17 protein-coding genes are annotated in these 15,966 nt (G+C 61.2%); 6 read left to right on the forward strand and 11 right to left on the reverse strand.

The features are described 5' to 3' along the window. The first annotated feature begins 52 nt into the window (after positions 1-52). Together CPH57_RS03340 and CPH57_RS03345 are read left to right on the forward strand one after the other, a co-directional pair. On the forward strand, positions 53-1,018 hold the full coding sequence (locus CPH57_RS03340) for an alpha/beta fold hydrolase (protein ID WP_230079615.1): 966 nt from the start codon (positions 53-55) through the stop codon (positions 1,016-1,018). A gap of 120 nt (positions 1,019-1,138) precedes the next feature. Beyond that, positions 1,139-2,059 carry a DUF808 domain-containing protein gene (locus CPH57_RS03345; protein WP_096242029.1) on the forward strand — a complete coding sequence of 307 codons (921 nt, stop codon included), beginning with the start codon at positions 1,139-1,141 and terminating at the stop codon, positions 2,057-2,059. A 229-nt stretch (positions 2,060-2,288) separates the two neighbouring features. Here the strand turns inward: CPH57_RS03345 and CPH57_RS03350 are convergent, their stop codons facing one another. From CPH57_RS03350 to CPH57_RS03370, 5 genes are all read right to left on the reverse strand, one after another. After that, positions 2,289-2,777 carry a GNAT family N-acetyltransferase gene (locus tag CPH57_RS03350; RefSeq protein ID WP_046686616.1) on the reverse strand — a complete coding sequence of 163 codons (489 nt, stop codon included), beginning with the start codon at positions 2,775-2,777 and terminating at the stop codon, positions 2,289-2,291. Between the two features lie 208 nt (positions 2,778-2,985). After that, positions 2,986-3,798, reverse strand: coding sequence for a MetQ/NlpA family lipoprotein (locus CPH57_RS03355; protein ID WP_060659807.1), 813 nt, complete (start codon positions 3,796-3,798; stop codon positions 2,986-2,988). Between the two features lie 130 nt (positions 3,799-3,928). Then, entirely contained in the window at positions 3,929-4,780 is an 852-nt protein-coding gene (locus tag CPH57_RS03360; protein WP_096242030.1) for a DUF1460 domain-containing protein, read from the reverse strand. A 104-nt stretch (positions 4,781-4,884) separates the two neighbouring features. Next, positions 4,885-5,427, reverse strand: a complete 543-nt coding sequence (locus CPH57_RS03365; protein ID WP_033652386.1) for a GNAT family N-acetyltransferase — start codon at positions 5,425-5,427, stop codon at positions 4,885-4,887. Further along, positions 5,427-5,894: an acyltransferase gene (locus CPH57_RS03370; protein ID WP_033642275.1), complete on the reverse strand. Its 468-nt coding sequence runs from the start codon at positions 5,892-5,894 to the stop codon at positions 5,427-5,429. The genes CPH57_RS03365 and CPH57_RS03370 overlap by 1 nt, the downstream gene beginning before the upstream one ends. A 204-nt stretch (positions 5,895-6,098) precedes the next feature. Here CPH57_RS03370 and CPH57_RS03375 point away from each other — a divergent pair, with 204 nt between their 5' ends. Further along, complete coding sequence (locus CPH57_RS03375; RefSeq protein ID WP_019453944.1) at positions 6,099-6,689, forward strand: Yip1 family protein; 591 nt, start codon at positions 6,099-6,101, stop codon at positions 6,687-6,689. Between the two features lie 62 nt (positions 6,690-6,751). Here the strand turns inward: CPH57_RS03375 and CPH57_RS03380 are convergent, their stop codons facing one another. After that, a complete protein-coding gene (locus CPH57_RS03380; protein ID WP_033642276.1) occupies positions 6,752-7,603 on the reverse strand; it encodes a DMT family transporter in 852 nt (283 codons plus the stop codon). A gap of 545 nt (positions 7,604-8,148) precedes the next feature. On the opposite strand from CPH57_RS03380, the gene CPH57_RS03385 reads away from it, so the two are divergent. From CPH57_RS03385 to CPH57_RS03395, 3 genes are read left to right on the forward strand one after another with little or no spacing between them, the layout of a single operon-like run. Then, positions 8,149-8,931: an ABC transporter ATP-binding protein gene (locus CPH57_RS03385; protein ID WP_180995579.1), complete on the forward strand. Its 783-nt coding sequence runs from the start codon at positions 8,149-8,151 to the stop codon at positions 8,929-8,931. Between the two features lie 16 nt (positions 8,932-8,947). Further along, positions 8,948-9,904, forward strand: a complete 957-nt coding sequence (locus CPH57_RS03390) for an ABC transporter substrate-binding protein (protein ID WP_096242031.1) — start codon at positions 8,948-8,950, stop codon at positions 9,902-9,904. Next, positions 9,901-10,908: an iron ABC transporter permease gene (locus CPH57_RS03395; protein WP_033652390.1), complete on the forward strand. Its 1,008-nt coding sequence runs from the start codon at positions 9,901-9,903 to the stop codon at positions 10,906-10,908. Before CPH57_RS03390 ends, CPH57_RS03395 begins: the two co-directional genes overlap by 4 nt. 13 nt (positions 10,909-10,921) lie before the next feature. On the opposite strand, the gene CPH57_RS03400 is transcribed toward CPH57_RS03395, so the two are convergent. From CPH57_RS03400 to CPH57_RS03420, 5 genes are all read right to left on the reverse strand, one after another. Continuing rightward, complete coding sequence (locus CPH57_RS03400; protein WP_096242032.1) at positions 10,922-12,445, reverse strand: sulfite reductase flavoprotein subunit alpha; 1,524 nt, start codon at positions 12,443-12,445, stop codon at positions 10,922-10,924. A 5-nt stretch (positions 12,446-12,450) separates the two neighbouring features. Further along, positions 12,451-12,876, reverse strand: a complete 426-nt coding sequence (locus tag CPH57_RS03405) for a PAS domain-containing protein (RefSeq protein ID WP_089194411.1) — start codon at positions 12,874-12,876, stop codon at positions 12,451-12,453. A 219-nt stretch (positions 12,877-13,095) separates the two neighbouring features. Next, entirely contained in the window at positions 13,096-14,802 is a 1,707-nt protein-coding gene (gene dld / locus CPH57_RS03410) for a D-lactate dehydrogenase (RefSeq protein WP_033642281.1), read from the reverse strand. A gap of 126 nt (positions 14,803-14,928) precedes the next feature. Beyond that, positions 14,929-15,723: a type I methionyl aminopeptidase gene (map, locus tag CPH57_RS03415; protein ID WP_096242033.1), complete on the reverse strand. Its 795-nt coding sequence runs from the start codon at positions 15,721-15,723 to the stop codon at positions 14,929-14,931. Next, on the reverse strand, positions 15,720-15,923 hold the full coding sequence (locus CPH57_RS03420) for a ParD-like family protein (protein ID WP_006324220.1): 204 nt from the start codon (positions 15,921-15,923) through the stop codon (positions 15,720-15,722). The genes map and CPH57_RS03420 overlap by 4 nt, the downstream gene beginning before the upstream one ends. Positions 15,924-15,966 lie beyond the last annotated feature (43 nt).

The following is a 15,966-nucleotide window of genomic DNA, read 5'->3' on the forward strand; positions in this document are numbered from 1 at the left end:
GCGCCTACTGTTGTTTCATATGCTTATCGCCATGGCGGCAGGGCTCTCTGCCGTGGGCAATACCGACAACATCATGGAAAGGTGCGCTTTGATTGATTTTGACCGCTATGTTGAGCAAGCGAAGTCTTACGGCGAGTGGCCGGGCGGGCATGTGGACATGTCGTCCGGTTGCGTCGAGGGGTTGAGCTATCGTCTGTATCGGCACGCAGCCGAGAGTGAAGACGCGATCGTGGTTTATCACGGCGGCGGGGTTAACAGCGCCGCCGGGTATGACATTCTTGCGCGCCAGCTGGCCGCCGAGCCAACGCTCGCGGTGTGTCTGGTGGATATCCGTGGACATGGCGATTCCACGGGAGAGCGGGGGACGGTTGAGCGGCCTGAGCGTATTTGGCGCGATGTCGATGTCATCCTGGTGGAAATGCGCCGCCGGTTTCCGTTGGCGCGCAGGCACCTGCTGGGCCATTCGAGCGGCGCCGGCATGTTGCTCAACTACCTGACCCGTTACCCTGGCGAACAGCAGGCGGACAGCCTGATCATGCTGGCGCCCGAGCTGGGGCCATTTTCCGGGATGGCCCGCGATCTGGCGGCGACGGCCCGTTTTGCGCAGGTGCGACAATGGCCGTTTGTCGCCAATGCGCTCAGCGGCGGGCGCTGGTTTGGGCACGTTCGGGCGGTCAGCCTGAATTTTCCCCCGGCTGTGCTGGCCGCCGCCCCCGATTTTGTCTGCCAATACAGCGTCAATATGGCTAACGCGTTGACGCCTCGCGCCCCGGCCAGGCAACTGGCGGCGCTGCGATTACCGACCTTGCTGCTGGCGGCAGCGCAGGATGAGTTGTTCAATGCGCAAGCGATGCAGCGCTTCGTCAAACAGCATGGCAACGCCCAAACCGCCTTTGGTTTGCTTGAAGGCAGCACGCATTTATCGTGCGTATTTGATGCCCATCCCCTTGTCCTTCAACATATCTCGCGTGCGGCCGCTACCGGATCCGATGAGGGGCCGGCGGGCGAGGGGGTTTAACGTCGGCGCGGGGCGGCCATTGCTGGCCTGGCGTTTTCCTCTCTCATCCTATATCCCTGCATGGCGCTTAACCGCTATGCTAAACAAATAATAAATGTGAATGTAAAAGGATGAATCATTTTGGCAGGAAGTAGCTTACTCACTCTCATCGACGACATCGCCTCATTGCTGGACGATGTCTCTTTAATGAGCAAGATGGCGGCGAAAAAAACCGCCGGGGTGCTGGGGGACGATCTGGCGCTCAACGCGCAGCAGGTCACCGGCGTTAAAGCCGACCGCGAGCTGCCGGTGGTGTGGAGCGTCGCCAAAGGCTCGCTGATCAACAAGGCGATCCTGGTGCCGTTGGCGCTGCTGATCAGCGCCTTCGCGCCCTGGGCGATTACGCCGCTGCTGATGGTGGGCGGTGCCTACCTGTGTTACGAAGGGTTCGAAAAGGTGTTCCACAGCCTGAGCCCCGGCAAGGCGGCGCAGGAGGAGACAGCGGACGGGCCCGGCGCCAATGAGGACGCCACGGCCTATGAAAAGCGCAAGGTGAAGGGGGCGATACGCACCGATTTTGTGCTGTCCGCCGAGATTATCGCCATCACCTTGGGCACGGTCGCCGGCGCCACCTTTAGCCAGCAGGTGATCGTCTTGTGCGGCATCGCCGTCGTGATGACGCTCGGTGTGTACGGCATTGTCGCCGGCATCGTCCGCCTGGACGATCTGGGGCTGTATCTGAGCCGCAAACGCAGCGCGGTGGCGCGCTCCCTCGGCGGCGGCATCGTGCGCGCCGCGCCTTATTTGATGAAAACGCTGTCGATCGTCGGCACTGTCGCCATGTTTATGGTCGGTGGCGGTATTCTGACCCACGGTTTGCCGCCGGTGCATCATCTGTTCGAAGACTGGGCCTCGTACACCACTGTGGTGCCGACGTTTGGCCATCTTTTGCAGGGGGTGATCCCGGCGCTGTTGAACGTGGCGTTCGGGCTGGTGGCCGGCGGTGTCGTGCTGGCGGTGGTGTCGGCGCTGGGCGCCGTGCGCGCGCGTTTCAAGGCTTGATGAAAAGTCTCGCCCCGGGAGGGGCGGGACGTATCAGACGAATTAAAAGATCAGTTTGAGAACGCCGGTAATCGTCAACAAACCCACGATGAAGATGATGGCGACAATCCACAGAATAATTTTCATTGGCTTCTTCCTTACCGGTTAAAGGTGGGGCGCGATTGGCGCTAACTTAATGAAATCATTCTTCACTATAGACGCTATCTCTCTATCGTGCGTCGTCATGCCTTCACGGGCGCCGCTTGTCGCCCGCGCCCAGCGCGCGCTGCATAATCTGCGTGTCGCGCCATTCCCCCAGCTTGAACCCCACCGCTTTTAACGTTCCTGCACTGGTGAAGCCGAGTGACTGATGCAAGGCCAATGAGCCGCGGTTGGCGGCGGAATCGCCGACGATCGCCAGCATCTGGCGCCAGGGGCCTTGTTCGCAGCGGGCGATCAAGGCGCTCAGAAGCGCTCTGCCGATGCCTTTACCCTGTTGCCCTTCGGCGATGTACACCGAGTCTTCCACGGTAAAGCGGTAAGCCGGCCGGGGGCGATAAGGCGTGGCATAACAGTAACCCACAATGACGCCTGCGCTTTTCGCCACCAGCCAGGGCAGGCCGGCCTCCCGCACCTTGCTCAGGCGCAGCTGCATTTCCGCCAGCGTCGGCGGCTGCTCTTCAAATGAGGCCGCGCCGTACAGCACGTGCTGGGTGTAAATACGCAGCACGGCTGCCATATCGTCCGGTGTGGCGTCAAGAAGGCTGAGTACGGGGGCGGAGAGCGTTGTCACGTGTCTGTTTACCTTGAAAATCAGCGGATAAACGCCATTATGCGCGCTGCTCGCCGCCGGGATAAATCGGGTTTTCTTATGGTGAGATAAGAAAAGGCGATGATGAGCGGGAAGGGGCTCTTTGGGGAGAGCCCCTGAGGCGGTTTGCCTGGCATTACCAGCCTTTCACCGCGCCGCCGTTGAAGATTTTTTCGGCGGCTTTGGCCACGTCATCCGATTCATAGGCCTTGATGAAGTTCTGCACGTTCGGCGCGTCCTTGTTGTCTTCGCGAGTGACGATGATGTTGGTGTACGGCGAGTCTTTATCTTCGATGAAGATGCCGTCTTTGGTCGGCGACAGGCCGGTTTGGTTGATGTAGGTGGTGCTGATGACGGCGACGGTGACCTTCGGATCGTCCAGCACATGCGGCAACTGCGCGCCTTCCAGCTCCATGATCTGGTAATGATGCGGGTTGGCGCTGATGTCCAGCGCGGTAGGCAGCAACCCTTTGCCAGGCTTCAGGCTAATCAGCCCGGTTTTTTCCAGCAGCAGCAGGGCGCGTCCCAGGTTGGTCGGATCGAGCGGAATGGCGATCACCGCCCCGTCCGGCAACTCTTTCAGCGATTTTATCTTTTTGGAGTAGCCGGCCATCGGGAAGACGAAGGTATTGCCGACCGCCACCAGTTTATAGCCGTGATCTTTGTTTTGCTGTTCGAGGAACGGGCGGTGCTGGAACACATTGGCGTCCAGTTCGCCTTTGTCGGTGGCGTCGTTCGGCAGCAGCGAGCCGCTGAAACCGACCAGTTCGACGTCCAGCCCGTATTTCTCTTTCGCCACCTGCCTGGCGACTTCTGCCACGTCTTGTTCCGCGCCGTTGATGACGCCGACTTTGATATGGTTTTGGTCGGTTTTTTGATCGCAGCCCTGAAGCGCCAAGACGGCGGCGAAGGCCGCCGCCAGAGGGGTGATACGCCAGCGTAAGGTCATCGAACTCTCCCTGAAAAGAACAATAAAATCAGTTGGTTTTTGTTCTTACAGCTAAGCCTGAACCGCCGATGAAGTCAAACGCTCGTTCAGCATAAACGGCTATAGCTTATAGCCGTTATGCGATGGGGGATTATCGGCTGAGCGAACGCAGCACCACGATGCCCGGCGTGGCCATCACGTAATCCATAAAGGGTGAATCGACGACCTGCATGTTGGCCTTGCGCGATGAGGCGTTGCGCAGCACCGGGCCGTTGTCGGTCATGACGAAGATGCCGGTATGGGTCACGTCCAGCCCGGCGAGGTTGGTGTAAATGCCGATGTAGTCGCCGGTGCGCAGCTGGGCCAGCACCTTGTCGTCGACGCGGTCGCTGGGAATGTAGGTCACGCTGCGCTGCACGACGGGCAAGCCGGGCAGGTAGCTGCCGCCGTCGGCTTTCTGATTGAGGTTTTTCACGAGGCTGACGGCGTGCGGGCTGAGCTGGGCGGTGATGTCTTCGGCCACTTTTTTCGGCCGCTGCGCCCAGTCGGTGAAGAAGTGTTTGCGCTGCGGGAAGGCGATTTTGCCGTCGACATAGCGGATGTCCACCAGGCGCTGAACGAACTCGGCTTCGCTGTGGGCGGTGCTGAGCGCTTCGACATAATCGATGTAGGTGAAGCAATCCAGCCCGCGGAAGTCGATCACCAACTGCTCGGGCGTGCTCTGCGAACCGATCAGGCGGTTGGCGAGATAGGGCGTGCCGAGGAATTCACGCGAAATCAAATCGACGGTGCGGCCATGCGGCTGCGCGGCGGGCCAACCGGCGCGCAGTGCGAGGATCTCACGCAGCTTGCTGCGGGTGCTGTCATCCATCTGCGGTTGCAGGTTCGGCGGCGAAACGGCGGCGTCGGTCGGCGGCGTTGCGGGGGTGACGGCGGTGGGGCGATCGGCGCATCCGCTCATGGCGATAGCTAACATCAGTAAAACAGCCTTGTTCTTGTTCATACGGCCCTCCATGGGTGTCGCTGGTTTATCAGAGTAAGTGATAACAGTTCTCATCCGATGGTAGGGGTTAAAAAGTAAACATAACCTCAATGGCAATCGATAAATCAGTAACCGATTTCGCTATTGAACGGCAAATACCAGAACAGCGCGATTTCGTGATCGGCGATCTCCGGTTCGGCGCGGTACAGCAAGCGATCGATGCCGCCGAGGATAAACCCATAGTGCTGGTAGCAGCGGCAGGCCGCCAGGTTGTTGTTCTGCGTTTCGAGCATCATACCTGAGGTTTCCTGCTGCCGCGCCCACTGTTTGGCGCAGTCCAGCAGCGCCCCGGCGATGCCTTGGCGGCGCGCGTCAGCGCTGACGGCGATCTCGTCGATCAGGGTGTAGCCGTTCCAGTTTTTGCTCAGCGTGATGTGGCCAACGGCGTCGTTCTGGCGATAAGCCAGGAAGGTCACGCTGTCTTCGTTGGCGAACGGCGCCAGGGGATAGCGTTTGCGAAACGGCGCCACCGGGCGGGTTGGCCAGCTGTCCACCGGGCTGTCGAACTGCGGCAGGGCGTAACAGGCGATGGTGAAGCTGAAATCGCCGCGGGCCAGATAATCGTCGGGCAACGTCTCAATGGCCGCGATGCGGATGGCCGGGTTCATTACGGCAGCTCCCGCAGCAGACGCGCCGGGTTGCCGGCGTAGATCCCCTTGCGGGTGATGTCGCGGGTCACGACCGCCCCGGCGCCGATCACCGCGTCGCTACAGATCGTCACCGCCAGGATCGTGGCGCCGGAACCGATGGACACCCGATCGCCGATGCAGGTGCGCCCCCAGCTGGCCGGATCGGCGTTGGGCGCGCCGTCTTTGAACAGATCGTTGGCGAAGGTGACGCCGTGGCCGACAAAGCACGCTTCGCCGAGGGTAACGTATTCGCAGATAAAGCTGTGCGACTGAATTTTACTGCGCGCGCCGATGCTGACGTGGCGCTGGATCTCGACGAACGGGCCGACGAAGACATCGTCGCCGAGCCGGCAGCCGTAAAGATTGCAGGGTTCTACCACGGTGACGTTGCGCCCGGCGTCGACGTCGACGATCCCCGCCTGGCGGGTGATGATAGCGGATGACATAACCTTCCTCACAGCCTGGGTTTAATGGGGGGAGTATAAGACAAAGCGCCGCGCCTTTCGCTTTCCGCACGTTTTTTCGCCAAAAGACTATAATTAGTACAGGGGAGAGAGCCCCGTGGCCGCAATCCTCGCACGGATAGCTGTCCGTCAGAGGTGTGAAATTCGTTCGCCGATCGCGGCCTACGGCGAGATAGGAGGTGTCTCATGGTCAGTCATGTTTGGGGACTTCTGGCGCATCCCAGCGCCGAGTTCGAACAGATCAAAAGCGAGAATGAAAGCGTCTCGCACCTATACACCCATCACGTGTTGCTCTTGGCAGCAATCCCGGTGGTCTGCGCCTTTATCGGCACCACCCAGTTGGGCTGGCTCTCCGGCGAGGGACATGCCATCAGGCTCGACATGTTTACCGCGTTTTATACCGCCGTGGCGTTCTACCTGCTGATGCTGGCAGGCGTAGCGGCCATGGGGAAAGTCATTCACTGGATGGCGCGGCGTTATGAATCGCGCCCAAGCCTGCACCGCTGCATGGTGTTCGCCGGCTACGTGGCGACCCCGATGTTCCTCAGCGGGGTAGTGGCGCTTTATCCGGTCGTCTGGCTGTGTCTGTTTGTCGGCATTATCGGCCTGTGCTATTCGGGCTATCTGCTGAATCTGGGGATCCCGCACTTCCTGAATATCGACAGTAAGGAAGGGTTCATCTTCTCCAGCTCGACCTTCGCCATCGGCATTCTGTTGCTCGAGCTGCTGCTTGGGGTGACGGTGCTGCTGTGGGGGTACGGTTCCTGGTTGTTCTGAGTTAACGGTTGTTGTTATCGCCCCCGCGCCGGTGGAACGGCGCGGGGGCTTTTGTTTTTAGGCTATGCGCGGCGGAAAACCAGCATCACGCCGAGCACGATGCCCGCCATGCCCAGCAGGCTCAGCGCGGCCAGCGCGTGGCCGAGCAGCAGATAATCCAGCAGAGCGGTGACCGCCGGGATCAGGTAGAACAGGCTGGTCACCTGCACCAGGTTGCCGCGCTGGATCAGCCGATACAGCAAGAACGTCGCCAGCACCGAGATCACCACCGCCATCCACAGCAGCGGCAGCACGAACTCAGGCCGCCATTCGACCCGCAGCGGCTCAAACGGCAGCGCCAACGCACACATCAACAGCCCGACGGCATACTGCAGCGGCAACACCGCCAGCGGCGGCTGCGTCATGCCCTTTTGCAGCAGGGTGCCGGCGGTCATGCAGCCCAAGGCGATAAAGGCGAACAGCATGCCGCTCAGCGAGAAATGGGCCACCATCAGGCTTTGGTACACCACCAGCGTCAGCCCCGCCAACGCCAGCGCCAACCCGAGCGCGCGCAGCCCGGCGCAGCGCCGTTCGGTAATGAACTGGGTCAGGATCGGCTGTACGCCAAGCAGCGTGGCCAGCACGCCGGGGGTAATGCCCCGTTCGAGGGCCAGCAGATAGCAGATCTGATAGCTGCCGATCATCAGCACGCCGATCAACGCGACGCGCCGACGGGTGCCGGCGGCGGGCAGGCACTGGCGCTGCCACAGGCCGATGGCCAACAGCACCGCCAGCGCGATGGCGCAGCGGAAGAACAGAAAAGCGAAGGCGGAGGCGTGCTCCAACCCCCAACGGGAGAAGATCGCGCCGCTGCTCCAAAGCAGGACGAACAGCGTAGCCAGGCCGGCATTGGCCCAGAGAGAAGGTAATCGCATATCAATTTCACCTGTCGTGAAAATTACAGGCTCCGGCGCGCGCGGCGGTCTACGCCTGAACGCAATAAATCAACATAAGCCGGAGGTAAAAGTCGGTGTGGCTTAGCGCACGACCACAAGGCGTGGCGGGTAAGCGGCAACCGCGGAAACGACAGAGAAAACGGCGGGTGGAGCGGAGGAAGCACACAGCAAAACGACGGCCGGAACGGTCGCGTTTGTCGGATCTGTGCTGTGCGCCAGGTAGGTCATGTGAGTTCCTGAAAACCGTGAATGAAACCAATCGCTTCAAACATAGCCAAGTTCAGCGGGGCGCGCAACCGAAAATCACAGAGGCTTAAACGATAATGAAAATCATTATCATTAAATTGAAGGTGTGCTATGTTGCTGCAAAAACGCAGTTTTAACGCCAGCGCGAGGCGCAAGGGGGTAGGCTCCCCGCCGCCGTTTCCCGTCATGCGTGCGGCGAGAGACTTTACGATTCGTTTTTGCAGAGGGCGCGCATTCGTGATAAAAATATTGATATGTTATAATATAACAATTAACGCATGATGAATTCAGCTCACGACATCCTCCATGTTGATGGGGTTAGCCTGACCGGCCACGGCGGGGCCTCGATACTCTACAACATCCATTTCACGCTGCGCGCCGGAGAGAAGCTGGCGGTGATCGGCCCTAACGGCAGCGGCAAATCCAGCCTGTTGCGCACGCTGATCGGCGAAACGCGGCCGGACAGCGGCGAGATTTACTGGCGAGGGCGCGCTTTGTCCGGCTTGTCGGCGGCGGAACGCGCCAGAAGCATCGCCTTTCTGGCGCAAAACGATCTGCCGGATTTGCGGCTGTCGCTGGAGGACTATGTGGCGTTAGGGCGTTTGCCGCATGGCGAACGGCCCGCGGCGGGAAAACGCATCGTTGACGAGATCATCGGGGAAACCGGCCTGGCGCCGCTCAGGCACCATCCGTTGGGGCGGCTCTCGGGCGGCCAGCGTCAGCGCGCTGCGTTGGCCCGGGCGTTGGCGCAGACTCCCGACCTGTTGTTGTTGGATGAGCCGACCAATCACCTCGATCCTCCCGGGCGTTCGGCGCTGCTGTCGTTAGTAAAACATAAAGCCATCGCCGTGATTGCGGTGCTGCATGACCTGCCCGTGGCGGAGGCGTTCGCCGATCGGATCCTGGTGCTCAACGAAAGCCGCCAGGTGGCCTGCGGCTCGCCCGCGGCGGTGTTGCAAACCCCGGTAATTCTGCCGGTGTTCGGCATGCACAGTTTCAGCGTGGCGCATCCCGTCAGCGGGAAAACGCTGCGTATTTTTGAAGTTCCCCATTGCGCTTGATAAACCAGAGAGAAACATGAACATACGCGTATTCCCCTTGCTCCTGCTGTTGGCCGGCGGAGCGGCAGCGGCTGAAAAATTTCCCGTCACCGTAGAAAGCTGCGGGAAGCCGATCACCTTCAATCAGGCGCCGCAGCGCGCCGTCATCAACGACATCAATATGGCCGAGATGGCCTTTGCGCTTCATCTGCAGGATCGGATCGTCGGGCTGACCGGCATCACCGGCTGGTACAAATTGACGCCTGATTTCAAGGCGGCGATGGGCGCCATTCCCGAACTGGCGCCGAAGTATCCCGCTCTGGAAACGTTGCTGGCGGCGCAGCCGGACTTTTTCTTCGCCGGTTGGAATTACGGCATGAAGATCGGCGGCGACGTCACGCCGGAGACGCTCGCGCCGTTCGGCATCAAAACGCTGGTGCTGAGCGAGAGCTGCGTACAGGCCGGCGGCCGGCCGCAGAAGGCCGATATGAACCTGCTGTATGACGATGAGCTGAAGCTCGGCAAGATTTTCGGCAAGCAGCGAGAGGCCGCCGCGCTGGTTGAGGGCTGGCGCCGCCGGTTAGCCGCGCTGCCCGCCAGACCGGCGGGGCAGGCGCCGCTCAAGGTGTTCGTGTATGACTCGGGAGAAGAGAAGCCTTTTACCAGCGGTAAATACGCCATGCCGACGGCGATCGTCGAAGCGGCGGGCGGCCGCAACGTGATGGACGGTTTGGCGGCGAGCTGGACGACGGCATCCTGGGAGGCGGTGGCGGCGGCGGAACCCGACTTCATCATTCTGCTGGATTACCAGACCGGGTCAGGCGCCGAGACGCTGCGGCGTTTCCTCGAGTCTCATCCGTTGATGAAGTTGACACCTGCGGTACGGCACCATCGTTATCTGAAACTGCAGTATGCGGAGCTGACGCCGGGGCCGGCCAACATCGGCGCGGTGGAAAAGTTGGCGCGGGCGCTGTACGCGCCGGAGGCTGAATGAACTCGCCGACACGGCGGTTTATGGTGCTCGCGCCGCTGGCGCTGTTGACGTTGTGCGGATTAATGGTCTGGAGCCTGCAATTGGGCAGCGTCGCGCTGTCATGGCGGCAGGCGTTGGCGGCGTTAGGGATAGGTTCGGCGCCGCTTTCCGGCATGCTGGACACTATCGTCGTGCAACTGCGCGTGCCTCGGGCCTTGTTGGCGGCGTTGACCGGCGCCGGGCTGGCGATGACCGGCGCGCTGCTGCAGACCACCACCCGCAATGAGCTGGCCGATCCTTTTTTGTTTGGGCTCTCCTCCGGCGCCGCCGCCGGCGCGGTGCTGGTCATCACGCGCTTCGGCGATGCGCTGGGCGCGCTGACGTTGCCGCTGTCCGCTTTCGTCGGCGGCATTCTGTCCGCGTTGGCGGTGATGATCCTGTTTCGCGTCAGCCGGGTCAGGCGCGCCGAGCAGCTTATCGTCTGCGGCCTGGCGGTCTCATTTTTGTTCAGCGCGCTCACCAGCTATCTGGTTTTTTCCGGCGATCAGCGGGCGGCCGGTTCAGTGTTGTTCTGGTCGCTGGGCGGCTTGGGGTTGGCGCGTTGGGATAATTTGTTCATTCCGCTGGTGAGTTTCGCGCTGCTGGCCGGGTTTACGGCGCTGCGTTGGCGGGCGCTGGACGCGCTGCTGGCGGGTGAGCAAACCGCCCATTCGATGGGAGTCAACGTGGCGCGCCTGCGCACCGAGACCTTTTTGTGCTGCGCATTGTCTACAGCGTTTCTCGTTTCGCTGACGGGCGTGATCGGTTTTGTCGGGCTGATGGTGCCTTATCTGGCCCGGCGCCTGGTAGGTGTGCGCCACCGCTTGTCCGTGCCGATGTGCGGCCTGCTGGGGGCGATGCTGCTGACCGGCGGCGACATGCTCAGCCGCAGCCTGATCCCCAATCAGGAGCTGCCCATCGGCATCATTACGGCGGGGCTGGGGGGCGCGTTCATCGTCTCCTTGCTGCTGCGCGCGGAGCGGTGAACGCCGCCCTGTCTCAATAGAGCTCCAGGTGCAGCCGCTGCTGCTCAATCAGCGTCTGCCACAGGTTTTCCGCCCCGCAGGCTTGCTCCAGCGCCGTCGCCACGGCATGTTCCAGATACTGGCGATTGCCGCACAGGTAGACATGCGCGCCCCGTTGCAGCAGGCCGCTGACGGCATCGGCGTGATCGTCGATGGCGTGTTGCACGTAATACTTGTCGGCGGCGTCGCGCGAGAATGCCGTGATGAGCCGTGTGAGTACGCCCGTCGCGTTCAGCGTGACCAACTCCTCGCCATACAGGAAGTCTTCATCGCGCCTTTTCTCACCGAAGATCAGGACGGTTTCACGCCGTTCGCCCTGGGCGGCCATTTCGCGCAGTAAGCCAATCAACGGTGCGATGCCGGTACCGGTACCGATAAGCAGCACCGGCAAGGCGGTGTCGCGCGGCAGGTAAAAGCCGGGGTTGGCGCGGCAGAAGAGGCGGAAAGGGCCGGGGTGTTTGAGCAGCCAGCCGGTCGCCGTGCCGCGCCGCGTGCGGCCGCCGCGTTCATAACGCACGTCGCGCACGCACAGATCGAGGCTCTCTTCCCGCGTTGCCGAAGCGATGGAGTAGGCGCGCGGCAGGCAAATGGGCAGCAGCGCCAACAGGTTCTCCAGCGTGATCGCGTGCGGCGGGCAAAAATCGTGCAGCACGTCCAGCAGATCGGCGCCGTATAGATAACTCTCCAGGGATTTGCGCTGGCGGATCTTCAGCAAGCCTTTGAGATCTTCGCTGTCGGCCAACTGCGCCAGTTCGCGCAGCGTCGTTTTGCTGAGCTGGCGCAGCTCCCGGCGGCGCAGCGCGTCGGCGGCCTCCGGCCTGCCGAACCAGTCTGCCAGCCGGGTCAATAATCCTTCGTCGTTTTCCGGCAACAGATAGACGGTATCTCCCGCCCGGTAAACGATGCCGCTGCCGGCGATACTCAGCCGCAGGTGCCAGGCCTGCGGCGTGCGAGCGCTGAGCGGACGTCGTTCGAGGAGGGCGGCGCTGAACGCATGGTCTTCACCGTAGGCGGTCACGCGCAGATGCAAGTCGCGACCCGCCTGGGCATCGCCGGCCAGCACCTTATCCAGCGTCGTCAGCCAGGTCGCAAAGAACGGTTCGACGTTAACGTCGGCGTCGACGCGATTGACGATGGCGCGGGCGCCGTATTGCGTCAGGCGCGTATCCAGCGCCTGCGTGAACCCGCAGAAATGCGGATACGCGGTGTCGCCGATACCGAAGATGGCGTAGCGCAACCGGGAGGGATCCGGCCATTGCGCCAGCGCGTCGGAGAAACGCTCGGCGTTGGCGGGCGGTTCGCCGTCGCCAAATGAGCTTGAGACGATCAGCAGGGCATCACGCTCGCCCACATCGGCGGGCTGGATGGCGTTGAGTTCTTTCACGACGGGGCGGTAGGGTTGCAGGCTGCTTTGCTCGCCCAGGCGCATCGCCAGCGCCCGGGCGTTGCCCGACTCCGAACCGTAACCAATCAGGATGCGTTCGATGAGGTCGGCCATGGCGGTTACTTGTCGTAGTGGTTGTCGAACTGTTCTTTGGCGAATTCCACCGATTCGAAGTCGGTCATCAGATCGTTGATCACGCGGCGGATGCTGATATAGGCCTCGATATTGCCCTGGGCGTCATACAGCGGTTGCACCGTGGTGTCGACCACGTACAGCACGCCGCCCTTGCCGACGTTCGGGATGATGCCGGTCCAGATGCCGCCCGCCTTGATGGTGTCCCACATCGCTTTGTAAACGGCTTTCGGCACGGAAGGGTGACGCACGATGCTGTGGGGTTGGCCCACCAGCTCTTCCCGGGAAAAACCGGTCAGCTGGCAGAACAGGTCGTTGACGTAGGTGATGGTGCCCTGCAGATCGGTGGTGGAGATCACCATCACTTTATCGAGCGCGGCCAACAGCCGGGCGGAATCGAGGGTCTGACTCATGGTAGGTTCCTTCTCATTAACTTCGCGGTGAATGCCACGGCGGACGTCATGTATCCGTCATGACAGTTTTGTAATTGATTCTCATTTGCGATGAATGGTAATCGGGAATTTTATAAGTTGCAATAAAAATGCATCTTTAAGGACGCAGAAAGATCGCGATGAGGCAGGCTGGGGGGAGGAAGCCCGCGCCGAGTGCGGCGGCGGGCCTATCGGGCGGTCTTAGCGGGGGTCTTCGGCCCAGCCTTTGCGTTTGCTGGTTTTGCCGATGCCGGGGTTGAAGCTGTTGGTCGGATCGGCGGTGCGGTAGAACGCCTGCAGATCCGCCTTGGCGTGGTACAGGTGGCCGACGTTATGCTCCGCCGGGTACTCGGCGCCGCGCCGGTTGAGGATCTCGAGCATCTTTTCTTTCAGTGCATGGCTGTCCACGCCTTTTTTCACCACGTAGTCCTGGTGGAAGACGTGGCACATAAAGTGGCCGTAATACAGCTTATGCACCAACTGACTGTCGATTTCCGGCGGCAGCGTTTCGAACCAGTCGGTGTCGTTGCGGCGCAGGGCGATGTCCAGCGCCAGAATATCCTCCACCTTGTCGGCGTGCACCGCGTGGTAGCGCACGGCGGCGCCGGCGGCGGCGAAGCGGTGCAGGAAAGCCTTTTTGCCCTCGTCAGGCGTGCAGGCGAAGAAGGCACCTTCGGCCTGGGCGAAATAGTCGGTCAGGTAGCGCTGGGCCTCTTCCACGCCGGGGCCGGCCATCTTCAGCAGCAGATGGTGTTCGAAACGTTCGCGGTATTCCTTCATGCGTTTCGGCAGGTGGCTCGGCGCCAGATGGCTCAGGCCCTGCATCAGCCGATCGGTCAGGTTGTGCGGCAGCAGCGGCAGCTTGTTGAGGCTGGCGTCCATTCGGCCCTTCAGGGTGAAGAAGCGCGGCATCTGATCGGTGCCGAGCTTGTCGATCATCATGAAGGTGTCTTTGCCGTACACCTCGGCGATGTCGAAGATATCGCGGTGCATGTATTCACCGGCCACCGGCAGGTTTTCGAATTTGCTCAGCATGTGGCGGCGCAGTTCGGTCAGCACCGCGGTGTCGTTGGTGCCGATATAGAACACCTGCTCTTTGCCCTCTTTCTCGAAGGTGTCGAGCCGCACCGCGAACACCGCCAGTTTGCCGGCGCAGCCGGAGGCTTCGTACAGGCGGCGTTTGTCGGCGTTGAAGCGGGAAGGGGTGTTGGCGTCGACGTCGCGCACCCGGCTGGCGTACTCGTTATCCGAGGCGCGCAGCTCGCCGTATTCGACGTCGCTCGGGCGATAGTCGCCTTTTTCCAGCCGGGTGAGGATCTCTTCCGGCGTGTCGCCAAGCCGGATGCCCAGATGGTTGACCAGGCGCAGCTGGCCGTCTTCCCCTAACTGGGCGTACAGCGCCATTTCGGTATAGGCCGGGCCGCGTTTCACCAGCGAGCCGCCGGAGTTGTTGCACACGCCGCCGATAACCGAGGCGCCGATGCAGGAAGAGCCGATCACCGAATGCGGTTCACGGCCGTAGGGCTTGAGCAATTTCTCGAGGTGGTGCAGGGTGCTGCCGGGGAAGCCGACCACCTGCTTGCCGTTGTCCAGCACCTGAATATGGTCGAGGCGCAGGGTGCTGACGATGACGATATCGCGATCATAGTCGTTGCCGCTGGGGGTTGAGCCCTCGGTCAGGCCGGTGTTGGCGGCCTGCATGATGACGATTTTATCGGCGGCCACGCAGGCCTGCAGAATGCGCCACAGCTGCAGCAGGCTAGTGGGAAACACCACCGCCAGCGCCTGGCCTTCGCCGGAGCGGAACCCTTTGCGATACCGTTCGGTGTTGCGATCGCCGGTCAACAACTGCGGGCCGCCGACGATGTCCTTAAGCTGGTTGAGAAACGCCTGATTGCCTGACTGCATGCTGCCTGTCTCCCTGTCATCCCCGTCGCTTTAACCGCGGCGCCGGAGTGCCGCGCAGTCAGCTAAGAGGCTATCAATTAAATAACTTATCAAGCAATTAGCTTATTAAGCTAATGGCTTGCGGATTTAGTAGCGTTCGGCGTAACCGGCCCGACGCTCTTCGTCGCGCAGCGTCAGGATTTCCACGCCGTCGGCGGTGACCGCTACGGTGTGTTCCCACTGCGCCGACAGTTTTCTGTCGCGCGTCACCACCGTCCAGCCGTCTTTCTTCTGCTTGATGCGGCGGTCACCCTGATTGATCATCGGCTCGATGGTGAACACCATGCCTTCCTGCAGCGCCATGCCGCTGCCGGGTTGGCCGTAGTGCAGCACCGCCGGCTCTTCGTGCATGTCGCGGCCGATGCCGTGGCCGCAATACTCCCGCACGATGCTGTAGCCGGCCTGCTCGGCGTGGCGCTGGATGGCGTGGCCGATATCCCCCAGGGTCGCGCCCGGTTTCACCGCGCGAATGCCCTGCCACATCGATTCATAGACGTTGTTCACCAGCCGTTTAGCCAGCGGCGTCACCTGGCCGATGCAGTACATCTTGCTGGAGTCGGCGATGTAGCCGCCGTTTTCCAGCGTGATGTCCACGTTGACAATCATGCCGGAACGCAGGATTTTGCTGGCCGACGGCACCCCGTGGCACACCACGTCGTCTACGGAGGTGTTGAGCACATAGGGGAAATCATACTGCCCCTTGCTGGCCGGGCGCGACTTCAGTTCTTCGACGATAAACGCCTCGGCGCGGTCGTTAATCTCCATGGTGGAGATACCTTCGACGATGACCTCATCGAGCATAGCAAACACTTTAGCCAGCAGAGCGCCGGAATGGCGCATTTTGGCAATCTCTTCCGGCGTTTTAATCACAATCTGTTTCACCCGACAATCTCCTTCAGCGTCAGCGCATTATCTTTCATCATTTTTTTTACCAGTTGCGGGTAGGTCAGTTCCGGATGGAACTCCGCCAGCATGCCGATCTTGATCCAGTACTCGGCCTGCGCGTTGATCGAACGCGTCATGGTCAGGCTGGCGAGGCGCAGATCGTCATGCAGCGCGTCCGAAATTTTTACGATGCCCATCGGCGTCTCCATAAATGAACGATATACGAAGTGTATACGCTTT

Source organism: Serratia sp. JKS000199, from assembly GCF_900215455.1.
Taxonomy (GTDB): domain Bacteria; phylum Pseudomonadota; class Gammaproteobacteria; order Enterobacterales; family Enterobacteriaceae; genus Serratia; species Serratia ureilytica.